Raw genomic sequence first — 16,879 nt, 5'->3', positions numbered from 1 at the left:
CCGCTGTAGATGATAGGAGCATCCGCATATGTACGTCACATTGGAAGCATGCATTCAAGATCTGGAACGGCACGGCCATCTCATCCGAATCAAGGAAGAGGTGGATCCTTACTTGGAGATGGCTGCGATTCACCTTCGCGCGTTCGAAGCCGGCGGGCCGGCATTGCTGTTCGAGAACGTTAAGGGTTCGCGATACCGCGCCGTATCGAACCTGTTCGGAACGCTGGAGAGAAGCAAGTTTATCTTTCGCGGAACATGGGAATCGACGCAGAAAGTGATCGCGCTTCGCAACGATCCGATGAAGGCTCTGAAGCAACCGTTCCAGAATGCCGGCGCGGCAATAGCGGCGATGAAGGCGCTCCCGCTTCGGCAGGTGGACGGCCCATCCGGATTCGAAGAGATCGCGATCAGCCATCTGCCGCTCATTAAACATTGGCCGATGGATGGCGGTGCATTCGTCACGCTGCCGCAGGTGTTCTCGGAGGACCCGGACAAGCCTGGACTTATGAACGCCAATCTCGGCATGTATCGGGTTCAACTGACCGGCAACGACTACAAGACCGATCAAGAAATCGGATTGCATTATCAGATTCACAGAGGCATCGGCATTCATCAGCACAAGGCAAACCGCAAAGGAGAACCGCTGAAAGTCAGCATCTTCGTCGGCGGACCGCCGGCACATACGTTATCCGCCGTCATGCCGCTCCCGGAGGGCTTAAGCGAGCTTACGTTCGCCGGATTGTTGGCGGGGCGACGGTTTCGTTACAGTTATCACGACGGATATTGCATCAGCCGGGATGCCGATTTCGTCATTACGGGCGAGCTGCACACCGGCGAGACGAAGCCGGAAGGTCCGTTCGGCGACCATCTCGGCTACTACAGCCTGATTCATGAGTTTCCGATGATGCGCGTGAAGAAGGTATACGCGAAGCAGGGAGCGATATGGCCTTTCACTGTCGTCGGCCGCCCGCCGCAGGAGGATACGCCTTCGGCGCGCTCATTCACGAATTGACCGGCGATGCCGTTAAGCAGGAGGTGCCAGGCGTAAAGGAGGTGCACGCCGTCGATGCGGCGGGCGTACATCCGCTGCTGTTCGCCATCGGCAGCGAGCGCTACACCCCGTATACCGCGGTGAAGCAGCCGTCGGAGCTGCTGACGATTGCGAACCGGATTCTGGGAACCGGCCAGCTCAGTCTTGCCAAATACCTGTTCATCGCTGCGGAAGAGAATCAGCCGCTTAGCACGCATCACGAGGCGGAATTCCTGCAGTACGTTCTCGAACGTATCGATCTGAGACGCGATCTGCACTTCCAGACGAACACGACGATCGATACGTTGGATTATTCCGGAACGGGCTTGAATACCGGCAGCAAAGTCATCTTCGCGGCATGCGGAGACAAGAAACGCGAGCTGTGCAAGGAAGTGCCCGAACAGCTAAAGGATCTTCGGGATTTCCGCAATCCTCGGCTGGCGATGCCAGGAGTCGTTGCGCTGGAAGGTCCGGCCTTCGGCAACTACGAGGAAGCCAAGCGGCAGCTTGGCGAGTTGACGGAAGCGATCGGCGCGCGAAACGGCGTTGACGGTTGCCCGCTCCTCGTGCTGTGCGACGATAGCTCGTTCTTAAGCCGGACATTGTCCAACTTCCTATGGACGACTTTCACCCGCAGCAATCCTTCGCATGATATCTACGGCGTGAACAGCGGGTACGACTTCAAGCATTGGGGCTGCGACAATGTCATCATTGACGCGCGGTCAAAACCGCATCACGCCCCTCTGCTTGTACCGGATCCAGCGGTTGAGAAGCGCATCGACCGACTGTTCGCCTCCGGCGGCAGTCTTAGCGGAGTTCGTCTGGGTTGATGCGGCTGGGGGAACAATAAAAAGCGAAATGAGAGGCATAGAAACGAAGGAAGAACCACCGAAGGATGAAAAATCCAATGCGGTGGTTCTTTCTTTTTTCCCGACCACTATGCCATCATAGTAAATGGGGGCGATGATGGATGTTCCAGGACTTCAGGCTAATCGGCGACCGTCCGGTCATGATTCAAGTGAAAGAATACGTCAAACGTTTAATTATAAAAGGGGTGCTTCAGTCGGATCAGAAGCTGCCCTCCACGCGAGAAATGAGCGTTCTGCTTAAGGTGAGCCGCAATACGGTCATTGCAGCCTATGAAGGATTGGAGGATGACGGGTTTACGTATGCGATACCCGGCAAGGGCAGCTATGTGGCCGCGTTGGCGAGCCATTCGGCTGCAAACAACGGGGAAACTGACGGCTCTGACGACTGCCGGATCGACTGGAAGGCAAGATTGAACGAGTATGCAGTATCGGCAGAAGCTCTTGATATGATGAAGCAAGGCATTCGCGCCCGGAAAGCAACCATCTCTTTCACGAGCATCGCTCCCGATGAGCAACTATTTGATCTTGGGGATGTAAGGCGAGCCTTTATGGACAGGATGGCAATCGAAGGACAGGTGTTGCTCAACTACGGTTATGCCAAGGGCTACAAGCCGTTGATAGATTACTTGATGCATTATATGGAGAACAAGGGAGTCGATATAAGAGGCAAGGATATGCTGATTACAAGCGGGTTTACGGAAGGATTCGACATTGTGCTGTCGGCATTGCGCCCTTCCGCGCGCCGCGGAGCGGCCATTTGCGAAAATCCGACCCATCATACGGCGATCAAAAATTTGAAGCTGCAAGGCTTCGAGATTACCGGCATTCCGATGGAGCATGACGGCATGGATGTTAAGCGGTTAGAGGCGCTACTGCAGACCAATAGCTTCGATCTGGCCTATTTGACTCCTTCTTATCACAATCCGACAGGCATCGTCATGTCGCCCGCCAAACGAAGCGCCGTTATGAAATTAATGAAGCGGTATCGGATTCCGGTGATAGAGGATGGATTCAATGAGGAGCTGCGCTACTCGGGAGCGCATATTGCGCCATTGATTGCGATAGCGGGGCAAGGGAACGGAGTCATCTATATCGGCAGCTTCTCCAAGGTACTGTTCCCTGGCTTGCGAGTAGGCTGGGTGTTTGGAGACAGAGAACTGATCGGCAGCCTGGAAAGCATTAAACGCGCGCGTACCATTCATACATCAACAATCGATCAATCGATTTTATATCAATATTTGTTTAACGGAAATTTCGATAAGTACGTAAAAAAAGCGCGTACAGAATATAAGCGCAAATACGAGCTGGCAAAGGCATGCTGCGAAGCGCATCTACCCGATGCGCGGCTGTCCGGCGACGGGGGCTTGCATCTGTTCCTTACCTTCCCAACGGGCGTAAATGCACGCCAACTGCTAGAGGCATGCGCGGAACAAGGCGTTATTTTTACGCCGGGAGACAGGTTTTTTATTCAAGAAGGCGAAGGGACGAATACTTTGCGGCTTGGTTTCTCGCGAGTATCGGATGCCAATATCGAACGGGGTATTCAAATAATCGGCGAACAAGCGCTTAGCTTTCTCTAGTCATGGGGGATGGTACAATATGTTTAGTGTAAAGAGTTCGGGGGAGTTTTTATCCTCGCGCGTCCGGGATATCCGGCCATCGGGAATTCGCGCTTTTTTTGATCTGAATGCGACAGGCGGAGATACTATCTCCCTTGGAGTCGGAGAGCCGGATTTCGTTACGCCGGAAAAGGTACGCGAAGCTTGCGTTCGGGCATTGCGTGAAGGACAGACGAAATATACCTCGAATGCCGGCTCAATGGAGCTGCGGGAAGAGCTTTCGGCATACTTTGCCAACGGATTCGCGCTTTCTTACGACCCCGAGCTAGAAATCATGGTGACGGTGGGGAGCAGCGAAGCCGTCGACCTGGCGCTACGGGCAGTGATCAATCCGGGGGAAGAGGTTTTGATTCCGGCGCCAAGCTATATTGCCTATGAACCGATTACCCATTTGCATGGCGGCAGTATCGTGGAGGTGGCGTCTACGGCGGCGGAGCAGTTCAAGCTGACGCCGCAAGCCCTGGAAGCGGCGATTACGCCTCGTTCAAAGGCTTTGATGATCAATTATCCATGTAATCCGACAGGAACCGTTATGACGGAGCACGATTGGCTGCCGATTGTCGATCTCATTGTCAAACATAATTTGGTTGTCATTTCGGATGAGGTTTATGCCGAACTGACTTATGGGAGAAATCATGTCAGCATCGCCTCCATGCCGGGCATGAAGGAGCGCACGATCGTTATCAGCGGCTTTTCCAAAGCGTTCGCGATGACGGGCTGGCGGGTAGGCTACGCTTGCGGCCCGCGCGAGTTGATAGCCGGCATGCTGAAAATCCACCAGTACACGGTCATGTGCGCCCCTACGATTGCACAGATCGCAGCGCTCGAATCGCTGCGACACGGCTTGGATGCCAAGGATGAAATGATGGCGAGCTACAATGAGCGCCGCAAGCTGTTTATAGCCGGCTTGAATGCAATCGGACTGGACTGTCACGAGCCTGAGGGGGCATTTTATGCCTTTCCTTCAATTGCTTCTACCGGCATGTCATCCGAGCAGTTCGCTCTTCGATTGCTGAATGAAGCTAAGGTGGCGGTCGTGCCGGGACATGTATTCGGGTCGGGCGGAGAGGGCTATATTCGCTGCTCATATGCAACCTCGCTCATCCATTTGGAGAAGGCGCTGGAACGTATGGGAAGATTTATGCAAGCGATGCAGCCGGTCTAAGAAGACTTATAAGATCAGCTCCAACATATTCTCAAACTTTAGGAAGAAGTATGACAGGTTGTTGTCATACTTCTTTTTGTATAATATAGGAAGTTCAAGGTTGATTAATATAAATGCTAACGAAGGGTACTTCGGACCGCCTGACTTTCTAATCTCGATGAATGGTACAATGTGAAATACAAGCGGAAATTATCACTATCGGAAGGATGTTAAAGCATGAGCGAATCTAATCAAGAGCATATCGTAATCTCGGGCGCGAGGGAAAACAATCTCAAAAACGTATCCTTGCGCATTCCCAAGCGGAAAATCACGATCTTCACCGGGGTATCCGGATCCGGCAAGTCATCGATCGTCTTCGATACGATCGCCGCGGAATCCACGCGATTGCTGAACGAGAACTTCAGCATGTTCGTGCGCAATTTCCTGCCCCGCGTTCCGCAGCCTGATACGGACGCGCTCGAGAACCTCAGCATGGCGGTTATCGTAGATCAGAAGCGGCTGGGCGGCGGTTCCCATTCCACGATGGGCACGATTACCGATATTTCGCCCATTCTCCGTCTTCTCTTTTCCCGAATCGGTCAGCCCTATGTTGGACCGGTGAACATGTTCTCGTTTAACGATCCGCAAGGCATGTGTCCCGAGTGCAACGGGATCGGTCGCAGGCTTGGAGTCGACATGAGTAAGGCAGTGGACATGTCAAAGTCGTTGAATGAAGGAGCCATCCTGCTGCCAGGCTATACGGTCGGCAGCTGGGAATGGAATATGGTCGTGCAGTCGGGATCCTTCGAACTGGACAAGAAGCTGAGCGATTATTCGGATGAAGAGCTGGAGCACCTGCTGTACGCCAAGGCGAGGAAAGTGGAGATGGATTTCGCCGGGAAGGCCATGAATATTACAGTGGAAGGCATCATCGAGAAGTTCTCCAATAAGTACATCAAGCAGGATGTGAAGACGAAATCCGAACGTACTCAACAAACCGTTGCGCCGTATATCACCGAGGGTCCTTGCTCCAGTTGCCGCGGCGCTAGACTGAGCCAAGCCGCGCTCGGCTGCAAGATCAATGGGCTCAATATAGCTGAGTTGTCCGCCATGGAGGTCGGACGGCTCATCCGCGTCATTCGGGAGATCGACGATCCAGTCGCTGCGCCTGTCGTCAAGTCGCTGACGGAGCGGCTGCAGCATCTGGTGGATATCGGTCTGGACTACTTGACGCTGAACCGCGAGACGGATACCTTGTCCGGCGGAGAGTCGCAACGCGTCAAGATGGTGAAGCACCTGAGCGGCAGTTTGGTGGATGTCACTTACATCTTCGACGAGCCCAGCGTTGGCTTGCACCCCCGCGATGTACACCGATTAAATGAATTGCTTCAGAAACTGCGCGACAAGGGCAATACCGTAATCGTAGTCGAGCATGATCCCGACGTGATCAAGGTGGCGGACCATATCGTCGACGTCGGTCCTCACGCCGGCAGCCGCGGCGGTACCATCGTATATGAAGGAAGCTACCTAGGTCTATTGGAGGCAGATACGCTGACCGGTACCCATATGAAGCGGCCTCTCCAACTGAAACGCGATTGCAGACAGCCATCCGGCAAGCTGTCCATCAACAATGCTACCCAGCACAACTTGCGGAACGTGAGCGTAGATATTCCTACCGGCGTGCTGACAGTCGTTACGGGTGTAGCGGGCTCGGGCAAGAGTACGCTGATTAACGACGTATTTCTCGGCCAGCAACCGGATGCGATCGTCATCGACCAATCGGCGGTAGGCGTGTCAACGCGCTCGAATCCCGCGACCTACACGGGCATTATGGATGATGTGCGCAAGGCGTTTGCTTCCGCGAACAAGGTTAACCAAGGCTTGTTCAGCTTCAACTCCAAGGGGGCTTGCGAGAACTGCCAAGGGCTGGGTGTTGTGTATACAGACCTTGCATTCCTCGACAGCGTGAAGATGCCATGCGAAGTTTGCGGAGGCAGACGGTTCAAGGAAGAGGTGCTCGCGTACAAGCTTAACGGCAAGTCAATTGCCGAAGTGTTGGAGATGACCGTGGAGCAGGCATTGGATTTTTTCCAGTTAAAAGAGGTTGTGCGCAAGCTCCAAGCGATGAGCGACGTGGGGCTGAACTATATTACGCTCGGTCAGCCGCTCAGCACGCTTTCGGGCGGGGAATGCCAACGCATCAAGCTGGCAAGCGAGCTGCATAAAAAGGGCAGCATCTATGTGATGGACGAACCGACGACAGGTCTGCATATGTCGGATATCGGTCACCTTCTGGAGATCATGAACCGGCTCGTGGATGAGGGCAATACGGTAATCGTCATCGAACATAACCTCGATGTGATCAGTCAAGCGGATTGGATCATCGATATGGGGCCGGATGGAGGCAGCAGGGGCGGCCAGGTGGTGTTCGAGGGCACACCTCCGCAGATCATCCATGCGGAGCAGTCGATCACGGGAAGGTATTTGACCTCGCAGGACTAAAGCAGTTAATTTTCATAATCTACTATAGCAAAAATTAAGAGAGCCCAATATTCAGGGCTCTTTCTTATTTCCTCCAAAAAGTCGAACAGTCTGCCTTGTCCAAAATATTAAACTCGATCATTTTCTCCAGTAACGAGAAATCAACCGGTTTATCCCATGGGATACGGACCAACTCCTTGGTGTGATCATAGCCGGCCTGTACGATCGCTTCTGAAAATCGATTAATTCCAACCCTTTCAGGGGCAACAGCCATATGATGTTTAGCTACGCTAAAGCCGATGATAAATGTATCGTGATCGGTAAACATAGGCTGATTCCAAGCTATTTTGGGCATCAAATTCGGAAATTTGTTGCTTACCCAACCCAACACTTCTTCCGTTCGAGACCGATGTTGCGGATTACCGATCTTAGCGACAAATTGTGCGAAATCATCCATGTCGTTGCCTCCTCAAATAGATAAATGGGTATCAACTAGCGAATGTGCAGCTTTGGAGAAGCGTTCGGGGTAGATCCATCCTTGTTGATATAAGGCATCATGATTACTTAAAAATCGGAGAATATGGTGGTATTTTTCTAAATACTTGATTTGTAGCGATATCTTAGTACAATGGTTTTATGACTACTCAAAAAATAATAAACGATGAGCTCAGAGTCAAAATATTTAAGGCGTTAGCTGATGAAACAAGATTGGACATCATACGAGCTCTATACGCCTGCAAGAAGGAGATGAATTGTGGAGAAGTAGGACACATTCGCGATACTACGAAATCGAATACTTCGTATCACTTGCGTACTTTAAAGGAGGCGAAATTGATCAAGGTACGAAAAGAAGCTCAAGCGAAGTATATGAGCATCGATTTGGAGACATTTCAAACTTACTTACCCGGATTTCTGGATACGTTGTAGAAAGAAATTCTTTTTTTTATTCATTAGTTCAATAATCATTGAACTATAGAACTAACTGCAAAGGGTGAATAGAATGATCAAATTAACTGCTTTATTTTTCCTCATCATGTTTGTTATTGGTACGGATACGTTTTTGATTTCTCCGCTCATCCCCACTCTTCAGGACTTGTTTCATATCCCGACCGAATATTCCGGTTGGATGGTGGGGTCTTATGCTTTAGGTTATGCCATTTTTGCACTGATTGCTGGACCGCTTTCCGATGGATGGGATCGCAAAAAAGTAATGCTTTCCGGCATGATCTGCTTCTCGGTTTCAACCATGTTATGCGGCTTTGCCACAGGTTTTTGGTCGATGTTCTTCTTCCGTTTTTTAGCCGGAGTCAGCGCAGCATTTACGGCGCCTCAAGTCTGGGCCTCGATCCCTACTCTGTTTCCAACGTCAAAAATCGCCAAAGTATCAGGAATCGTCATGGCAGGCTTGGCTGCTTCCCAAGCGTTCGGCATCCCTATTGGAAGTCTGCTTGCCTCAACCCATTGGTATTATCCTTTTTTTACAATCGGTGCATGTGCATTATTGGTAGCAGTATTCATCTTCTATGCTTTGCCCGAAATGAAACCGAATCAAGGCCAAAAAACCAAGATTCCGATTTTCAGTAGATACATCCCACTATTGAATAGCCGAATGGCGAGAAAGGCTTTCCTCGCTCATTTCTTATTTCAATGTGGATTCTTTGCTGCCTTTTCTTTCATTGGAAAATGGGTGACGGATCGCTTTTACCTTTCAATTGATCAAGCGGGGTACGTGATGTTTTTTCTTGGTCTCGGGAATATAGTCGGGAGCTTCGGCGGTGCCTATGTGATCAAAACATTAAACCGTTTCAATACGCTGGTTGTGGGCTTTCTTGTCTCTATCGCATGTTTTATTGTTTTGCCTCACTTGCCATCAGTTGCGGCTTTCGAAAGTGTTTACTTTTTCATATTCGTTAATATGGGGATCGCTTTTCCCCTAATATTAGGAATGCTGAATTCATTAAATCCAACCATCCGCGGCACGATCTCCAGCTTGGCCAATTCAATCATGTACGCTGCGACAACGCTCGGTTCTTGGGTCGCAGGCCTGATTTACGCGACTTTTAACGGTTTTTCCGCCGTAGGCATGTTTGCGGCTATATGCTTTGCCGGTTCGTTGTTATCTTTCATATTCAGCGGTATTTTAACCAGTCACGCGAAAACAAAGAAGGAGTTTGCATCATAAATGCATAGCTGGGAATCGATTTCTTCACCAAAAAATCCGAATACCCGTATTTTTTCATTGTAGACAGGTCTGTCTGACATCATACTAGACGACTCCATACCAACAGTCAATTTTCGGCTTGAATGATTGGGAATGAGACAACCAATCATTTTCATACCTTAAGCAAAACGATGAAGGTGATGGTAGTCTTGAAGATATACAAAAAGAGAAAGGTCGTTTTGTTCATAATAAAAGGGACATCCATACAAAAGTTTGTATTAATTGATCTTATGTTGGGGACCGGGTTGTACTATGTTGTCAAAATAATTTATTCAAGCGTCATAGTTGCGACTATTGGAAGTCTAATCGGAACCGAGGGAGTTAAAAGGTTACGAAGATAAATGCGAGAAGCATAAAGAGCAACGCCATAAGGCTGCCCAACATTTTTATTGTTGGAGATCAAGAATATATCGATTCCAACCCGCGTAAATCGCGGGTTTTTCGTTTTATCGGAATGATTTCTAATAATTGATATGAAGAATGTATACCGATTGCCGGTTGAGGCTAACAATTTGTAGCTAACGGGCAGTTTAAAACCGTTGTTGACATGACACTAAATGCTGTCCCATAATCAAAGCGTCACCAAATGGTGTCCAATAATGGAATCATTATCATGCTTAGGAGAGGGAGTTGTGAGCGGAAACAACCAGTTGCGGGATGTGTTTGACGCGATTGCAGATCCAACTAGGCGCCGACTGATTTCGTCTATTAGCAGAGACGGAGGAGAAGTCCAAGTTTGGTTGGCCTTTTACAACAAGTTCTGGAGTTAATCATTACTTTGATAACAGCCGCTTTGGTGCTCGTAAATGCATTCGGATAGCCGAACTCCTTATAGATAATCGAAGTATCGGTTGAGATACAATTGGATGATAGCGAAAATGACTAGAGGTGTACCTTAATGTTAAAAGGTGAAAGGAATACTAAGATCGATCCGTTTTTTAGCAAAGCTAAAAAGTGGAAGGAAGAATTCGAGAAGTTGAGAGAGATCGTTCTGGACTGCGAGTTGAAAGAAGAATTCAAGTGGATGCATCCTTGTTACACGTTTCGGAATAAAAACGTCGTTTTAATTCACGGATTCAAAGAATACTGCGCGCTGCTGTTTCATAAAGGAGCCTTGTTAAAAGATCCTCATGGGATCCTAATCCAGCAAACGGAAAATGTACAGGCGGCGCGCCAGATTCGGTTCACCGGCGTTGAAGAGATCGAGGAGATGCAGCTTATCATTAAAACGTATATTGACGAAGCCATCGAAGTCGAAAGAGCCGGATTACAAGTAGAATATAAAAAGAATACGGAATACGCCATTCCTGAAGAATTACAAAATAAATTCGTTGAAATCCCTGAAATGAAAGATGCTTTCGAAGCGCTGACGCCTGGACGGCAAAGAGCGTACATTCTTTATTTTTCTGCACCCAAGCAATCCAAAACCCGAGAGTCCAGGGTTGAAAAGTATTTGCCGCATATTCTCAATGGCAAGGGCTTGGACGATGAATAGGATTGCGACATGTCTGCGGCTTTGCAGCCAAACGAGGCTACCGATTCTTGAGTCGGTAGCCTCGTTGCATGGAACGGGCTGCAGATTCCTCATCATTTTCTTTATTGCTGGGGAACCCCCATTTCCGTATACGTTTTTTGGCAGATCATATTGGAAATACGAGGAACGTAAACGATATCGCCGGGATTTAGTTGATTCGGATTCGCTAGGTGGGAGTTTGCTTCCTCCATAATGGAGAGAGGGATGTTATAGTGATGGCATATCGCTTGCATGGTATCGCCGGGACGAGCTTGGTGCTGGGCGAATAACATGTCGTCCGATTTCCCGTCTCTAAAGAAGGGAAAGAAAAACGGAGAAAAGAAAAAGAACGGAAATAAAGATCGATTCGGGAAGAAAGGATGAGGGAACGGACGAAAGAAAGGACGACCGAACCCTCCGCCGAATCCGCCTCCGGGGAAAAAACCGCGTTGATTCATAAGTGAGCCTCCACATCAGAATAGTTATTCGTCTATATCATATTACTTTCGCCTAGATTGGTTACTGCCTGCATGCAGTATTGCTGAAGAAACATGAAAAAGCTCGCTCAATACGAGCGGGCTTTTGATTTTGTATTACCGTTAAAATAAATGAACGCGGGGTAACCCGCTAGAAGCGGCTAATCATGGGATTTCCCTATTGCTCAACTGTTCAATAATGTAGCTTGCCGAACGCGCCGCTAGCGCCATGACCGTATTCGTCGGATTTCCGCCGCCTGAAGTCGCGAAGAGACTCGCGCCCGCAATAAACAGGTTCGGAATATCGTGCGTTTGACCGTAGCTATTCGTAACGGACGTCGTCGGATCGGTGCCCATCCGGCAACCGCCCATCAGATGGGCCGTGTCATCGGTGACGTAAGCCGGCTTTCCGCCCGCGGCTTGAATGATTTCATTCATCTTGGCAATCGCGTGGGCGATCAGTTTGCGGTCATTCTCTCCGTAAGAAAAAGCAACGTGAGCCCGCGGAATGCCAAAGTCATCCTTTTCCTCGGCAAGAGTTACCCGATTGGCTTGGTCCGGCAGAACCTCGCCGACCAGCGTAATCCTACCGTAGAAGTTGTAGTCCAGCATGGCCTGGCGTAATGCCGGCCCCCAAAGCTTGGCGCTTTTGGAGATGCCTTTGGCCATCTCGACGGGACGCGATCCATGGGCATGCAGCGTGTAGCCCCGAACAAAACCGCGACTCGGATCGCTTTCGTAGAACTCCTGCGTAGTGGCTAAGACGGGCGTTCCTTTATAAAGCCGGATTTCTTCATCGAATTTGCCATAGACGTCGTTACTGCTGTGGGGCATGATCGCTTTGCCGACCCAGCCGCTAGAGTTGGCCAACCCTTCCGGAAAACGAGAATTGGCAGAATGAAGAAGCAGGCGGGGCGCTTCCACGACGAAATTCGCCAAGATCACGATGCGTGACTTCTGTTCGTAAGCGTGACCGTCATGAACGAAGGTTACGCCGGTGACACGGTCTTCTTTGTCCATAAGGACTTGCGTTACCATGCAGTCGGAGAGGACTTCGGCGCCCAATTGAATCGCCTTGGGAATATGATGAATCAAGGTGCTGAACTTCGCGTTCGGCAAACAGCCTTGATTGCAGAAACCTCGGTTGATGCAGGGAGGACGTCCATCGAACGGCGCGGAATTGATAGCCAATGGGGCTACCACGCTGCGGAGGCCGAGCTTCTCGCACCCGATGCGGAAAATTTCGGCGTTGGCGCTCAGAGGTTCGCGTTCCGGATAGGGGTAGGGACCGTTAAACGCCCCCCAGGGAAAATGCTTGGGTCCCGATACGGCGATTTCTTGTTCGATTTTGTCGTAATACGGAGCCAAATCGTCATAGGAGAGAGGCCAATCTTCCCCGACTCCGTCTACGGTTTTCGTGCGAAAATCGTTTTCGTGAAACCTTAAGAACACGCCCGTGAAATGGGTCGTTCCTCCGCCCACGCCTCTGCCGGAGTTGTTGTGCCCCATCTGAAGCGGGTTGCTTCCGCTCACCATTCGCGTATCTTGCCAGCCTAACCCAGTCATCGACAATTCGTCGCTGGCGAAATCCGTTTGCGGATTCCAGAACGGCCCCGCCTCGATCACCACGACTTTGAGTCCCGCCTTGCTGAGTTCGTACGCCAATACCCCGCCTGCGGCTCCGGCACCAACTATGCATATATCCGCATCCTCTTTATATTTCCGCTTCGTAAGGTCGTTGTGTCGCCGCCCTTGGTCATGAACCTTATGATGAGTGACCGTTTCTCCGCTATTTGCCATCGCTTCTTGCCTCCCACGGGTCGGTTAATCCCAGTTCCGAACGAACGTATCCGCGCGGATAGGCCGGTCCGGCATAACCGATTTCCGACCAGATATCAGGGTGCGAATAATACGCAGCTACCGCCTCGCTCAACATTTTATCCATCCAATCCTTCACCGGAATCGGATCGGCATTAGACTTACGAGTGTAGTCGCCATTCATTACTTGTTGAATCGCCTGCTCTTGAACCGGCTCCTCCAATGAAACGAACTTCCGGCCATATCGTTCCTCGCACGCTTGATCGAGCCATGCCAAACCGCTGCGGATGAGGTCGGACTGCTTCGGAACGCCGACTTTGCGTTGAGATTCCCCGATGCCGGATTGCAGGATGGAATCGAAGTGTTGAACGACATAAGAGATGACGGGAGAACGATTATCGTCAAGCAGAATCGCGCATAGTCGCAGCAGGGTGTCCGACTCATGGCTGGAAAAATATCGATATGTATCGAAGGTCTCCGTATTAATGCGCTTGGTTACAATTTCTCGGGTATGCTGATCCCAGTGCTCTTTCTCGCGCATGACATCGAAGTTCGGGTATCGCGTCTCGTAATTCGGCATCTCCGTTACCCCCAATATAACGCGAATAGGGCTAGCAGACTGACGGCGGAGATTAACGCGGGAAGGGCGAGCGGAGGGCCCACCATGAAATTTCGCATTTCGAAGCCGCCCACGCGTTCCCCGACGCCATGAACATGCATATAGGAACCGTAAGCGCCGGCCGCGATTCCAACGGACAGCAGCACGGTCAGCAAACCCGCAAGCCATGCTGCTTTGTAGAATGAGAAGCCAAGCAGACAGAGACCGAACAACGGCGTTGCGACGACGGGAATCCACATCGACCAATGCCGGAAATTCTGCCGATAATGAAACAGCGTAACCTGAACGAAAATGACGAGAAACAGCAATCCTAACGAGAATACCATCACCCTATCGAGAGACCATCCATTCCAACCCAAGTTCATTCTTATTTCCTTCCTTCCCTTGGTCTTGCCACATGGTTCCAGTATTCCTGCGCGAGTAATTCCTTATGCATGAATAGGCAATAACCCGAAAAGACAAGCTACCCGAAAATGGATCGGAAGGTGCTATGCGGGATGCCACAAATGTCTGTCTCCGAAGCCATCCTGGAACAGCTTCGCAGGGCCGGAGTCGAACGAATATACGGGGTCGTAGGGGACGCCATCTTCGGTCTGATGGATGCGATCGCCAAACAAAGCGCGATACGGTTTATTACCGTTAAGCACGAATCGGTTGCCGCGCTAATGGCTTCGGCGGAGGCCAAGTGCACGGGAAAACTTACCGTATGCGCCGCGCAAATGGGGCCAGGGATCGCGAATTTGTTAAACGGACTGGGCGATGCTTATTTGGACGGCTATCCCGTTCTCGCGATCTCGGGCCAAGCGCCGCTAAATCGGATCGGAACGCCGTACAAGCAGTTTGTCAACCAGCAATCGCTCGTACAGTCAGTCTCCGGGTATACGCAGCTCGTCGTACATCCGGATTCCGTTATCGCTTCATTAGCATCGGCTATGTACGCCTCCATCGCAAGGGGAACGGTTTCCCATTTGTCCATTCCGGCGGATCTCTTTGGCATGCAGACGCAACGCCTACCGCAAGATCCGATCCTCAGCATTTGCGGACTACCGGATCCTAAAAGTCTTGAAGATGCTACGCAAATCTTGCGCTCGGCGACAAAACCAATGATATTAGCGGGCAATAAGGGACGGTTGGCTTCAGCCGAGATCGAGCGGTTAGCTATAGCATGGGGAAGCGGCATCGCGAACGCTTACGGGGCTATCGGAGTAATTGCCGACGATTTTGAGATGGCGTTGGGAGGATTGGGCGAAGGCGGAAATCCTTATTTAACCGAAAGGTTCAGAGACGCGGATGTCGTTATGGCCATCGGTACTTCATGGTGGCCGGACAACTGCACACCATTAGAGGCTCGCGTTATTCAAATCGCAGGTCGACAGAATGAGCTTAGCGCGAATATGCCGGCGAACTGCGTCGTGGTTGGGGACATACCGACGGCCATAGCCCGGCTCACCCAAGGATTAATGGACCATAAACCGAGTCCTGACTGGATCGAATCCGTAAGGGAATGCAAGCAAACATGGAAGGACCGGAATGAGACGGAAGGAACGGAATCCGATTTTCCCATGCATCCATCTTGTATCGTCCGTAAGATTGAAAATCATGTCTCTTCCGATGCGATCATCGCTTTAGACGAGGGGGACTCTACGCTATGGTTCATGCGGAATTTCAGAGCCGTTCATCAGCTCGTTATTGTGTCCGAGCAATGGAGAACGATGGGTTTCGGCCTGCCTGCCGCGATGGCCGCGAAATGCTGTTACCCTCAGCGACAAGTGGTTTGTGTTGTGGGAGACGGAGGCATCGGGATGGTCTTGGCCGATATGCTGACCGCATCCCGCTATGGATTAGCGGTAGTGATGATCGTTTTAAACAACGGTTTTTTACAAATGGAGCGCAACAAAATGGGGGTTAGAAGATTGGAACCGGAAGGAACCGCGGTTGCTAATCCGGATTATGTGCAGCTTGCGGAAGCCTGCGGATGGAGAGGCTACCGCGCGCAATCTCCGGACGACCTAGACGAATTTCTCAAGGTCTCATTAACGAGCGCTCAACCCGTATTAATTGAAGTTCCGACGGCTCAGGCCGTATATCCCGACTATCCGATCGTATAAAAAGGAGAGCCTTGTCATGCACACGAACACTCAAAACGCGCAACCGACGCCTTTTCCTCCCCAGCATCAAAATCAACAACCCGGCATCGAATCCCAGATGACGCCAAGACCTGATTTCGACGATCCCCGTTACTTGGGAAGCGGGAAGCTGCAGGACAGAGTCGCCATCATTACCGGCGGCGACAGCGGTCAGGGACGCGCGATCGCCGTCGCCTTCGCCAAGGAAGGGGCGGACGTCGCCATCATTTATTTGAACGAGCATCAAGACGCGGAAGAAACGAAACAGGCGGTGGAACAAAAGGGGAGACGCTGTCTATGCATTGCCGGAGACATCGGCCAAGAGACTTTCTGTCAACTTGCCGTGAACCAAACCGTCCGCGAATTCGGCAGGTTGGACATTCTAGTTAATAATGCTGCGGAGCAACATGTGCAGAACCGCTTCGAAGACATCACGGCAACTCAGATGGAAAAGACGTTCAGAACCAATTTTCATTCCGTCTTTTACTTCGTCCAAGCCGCATTGCCGCACTTGAAATCCGGGAGCGCCATCATTAACGCAGCCTCTCTAACCGCTTACGAAGGGAACGAGCAGCTTATTGATTATTCCGCCACGAAAGGGGCGATCGTCGCTTTTACGCGCTCGCTTTCCAAATCGTTGCTCCCTCGCGGAATTCGGGTAAACGGAGTATGTCCCGGAAATATATGGACGCCTCTTATTCCTGCTACTTTTCCCGCAGAGCAGGTCGCTAACTGGGGGAAGCGTACGCCGATGCAGCGAGCGGGACAACCTCGCGAGGTCGCGCCGGCATATGTGTTTCTCGCTTCAGAGGATTCGTCCTATATGTCCGGACAATTCCTCCACCTGAACGGAGGTATTGTGATTAACGGATAGTTAATTGTAAAAAACTTAGTACAAGCAAGGGAAAGAAATAGACGCTGAGGAACATGAGGTGAGGAACATAATAAGGAAAAACAAAAGAG

At 50.7% G+C, this 16,879-nt stretch carries 13 protein-coding genes and 1 pseudogene; 9 read left to right on the top strand and 5 right to left on the bottom strand.

Annotation, left to right across the window (positions count from 1 at the left end; genetic code table 11):
• The first annotated feature begins 28 nt into the window (after nt 1-28).
• From FPL14_RS29505 to FPL14_RS29490, 4 genes and pseudogenes are all read left to right on the top strand, one after another.
• Nucleotides 29-1,860, top strand: a pseudogene (locus tag FPL14_RS29505) (UbiD family decarboxylase).
• 140 nt (nt 1,861-2,000) lie between these two features.
• Nucleotides 2,001-3,479 (top strand): aminotransferase-like domain-containing protein, encoded by a 1,479-nt coding sequence (locus FPL14_RS29500; protein ID WP_182301099.1) that lies wholly within the window; start codon nt 2,001-2,003, stop codon nt 3,477-3,479.
• A 19-nt stretch (nt 3,480-3,498) separates the two neighbouring features.
• The gene (locus FPL14_RS29495) at nt 3,499-4,683 is read left to right on the top strand and encodes an aminotransferase class I/II-fold pyridoxal phosphate-dependent enzyme (RefSeq protein WP_182301098.1); all 1,185 of its coding nucleotides are present in this window, start codon (nt 3,499-3,501) and stop codon (nt 4,681-4,683) included.
• A gap of 216 nt (nt 4,684-4,899) precedes the next feature.
• Complete coding sequence (locus tag FPL14_RS29490) at nt 4,900-7,164, top strand: ATP-binding cassette domain-containing protein (RefSeq protein WP_182301097.1); 2,265 nt, start codon at nt 4,900-4,902, stop codon at nt 7,162-7,164.
• Between the two features lie 64 nt (nt 7,165-7,228).
• On the opposite strand, the gene FPL14_RS29485 is transcribed toward FPL14_RS29490, so the two are convergent.
• Entirely contained in the window at nt 7,229-7,600 is a 372-nt protein-coding gene (locus tag FPL14_RS29485; protein WP_182301096.1) for an iron chaperone, read from the bottom strand.
• Between the two features lie 179 nt (nt 7,601-7,779).
• Here FPL14_RS29485 and FPL14_RS29480 point away from each other — a divergent pair, with 179 nt between their 5' ends.
• From FPL14_RS29480 to FPL14_RS29470, 3 genes are all read left to right on the top strand, one after another.
• Nucleotides 7,780-8,070: an ArsR/SmtB family transcription factor gene (locus FPL14_RS29480; RefSeq protein WP_182301095.1), complete on the top strand. Its 291-nt coding sequence runs from the start codon at nt 7,780-7,782 to the stop codon at nt 8,068-8,070.
• Nucleotides 8,071-8,143: 73 nt separating this feature from the next.
• Nucleotides 8,144-9,325 (top strand): MFS transporter, encoded by a 1,182-nt coding sequence (locus tag FPL14_RS29475; protein ID WP_182301094.1) that lies wholly within the window; start codon nt 8,144-8,146, stop codon nt 9,323-9,325.
• 937 nt (nt 9,326-10,262) lie between these two features.
• Nucleotides 10,263-10,859 (top strand): YdeI/OmpD-associated family protein, encoded by a 597-nt coding sequence (locus FPL14_RS29470; protein ID WP_182301093.1) that lies wholly within the window; start codon nt 10,263-10,265, stop codon nt 10,857-10,859.
• A 101-nt stretch (nt 10,860-10,960) separates the two neighbouring features.
• On the opposite strand, the gene FPL14_RS29465 is transcribed toward FPL14_RS29470, so the two are convergent.
• The 4 genes from FPL14_RS29465 to FPL14_RS29450 all read right to left on the bottom strand — a co-directional run bounded on the left by FPL14_RS29465 (nt 10,961) and on the right by FPL14_RS29450 (nt 14,155).
• Nucleotides 10,961-11,335, bottom strand: coding sequence for a LysM peptidoglycan-binding domain-containing protein (locus FPL14_RS29465; RefSeq protein ID WP_182301092.1), 375 nt, complete (start codon nt 11,333-11,335; stop codon nt 10,961-10,963).
• A gap of 183 nt (nt 11,336-11,518) precedes the next feature.
• A complete protein-coding gene (locus FPL14_RS29460; protein WP_182301091.1) occupies nt 11,519-13,153 on the bottom strand; it encodes a GMC family oxidoreductase in 1,635 nt (544 codons plus the stop codon).
• Nucleotides 13,143-13,751 carry a gluconate 2-dehydrogenase subunit 3 family protein gene (locus FPL14_RS29455; RefSeq protein ID WP_182301090.1) on the bottom strand — a complete coding sequence of 203 codons (609 nt, stop codon included), beginning with the start codon at nt 13,749-13,751 and terminating at the stop codon, nt 13,143-13,145. The genes FPL14_RS29460 and FPL14_RS29455 overlap by 11 nt, the downstream gene beginning before the upstream one ends.
• 5 nt (nt 13,752-13,756) lie before the next feature.
• Nucleotides 13,757-14,155 carry a hypothetical protein gene (locus tag FPL14_RS29450; RefSeq protein WP_182301089.1) on the bottom strand — a complete coding sequence of 133 codons (399 nt, stop codon included), beginning with the start codon at nt 14,153-14,155 and terminating at the stop codon, nt 13,757-13,759.
• A 132-nt stretch (nt 14,156-14,287) separates the two neighbouring features.
• On the opposite strand from FPL14_RS29450, the gene FPL14_RS29445 reads away from it, so the two are divergent.
• Both FPL14_RS29445 and FPL14_RS29440 read left to right on the top strand, forming a co-directional pair.
• On the top strand, nt 14,288-15,898 hold the full coding sequence (locus FPL14_RS29445; RefSeq protein ID WP_229263721.1) for a thiamine pyrophosphate-binding protein: 1,611 nt from the start codon (nt 14,288-14,290) through the stop codon (nt 15,896-15,898).
• Between the two features lie 16 nt (nt 15,899-15,914).
• Nucleotides 15,915-16,790, top strand: a complete 876-nt coding sequence (locus FPL14_RS29440) for an SDR family oxidoreductase (RefSeq protein WP_182301087.1) — start codon at nt 15,915-15,917, stop codon at nt 16,788-16,790.
• Nucleotides 16,791-16,879 lie beyond the last annotated feature (89 nt).

This window comes from Cohnella cholangitidis, assembly GCF_014107495.1.
Classification (GTDB): Bacteria; Bacillota; Bacilli; order Paenibacillales; family Paenibacillaceae; genus Cohnella; species Cohnella cholangitidis.
This window is presented reverse-complemented; position numbering and strand designations above follow the sequence as displayed.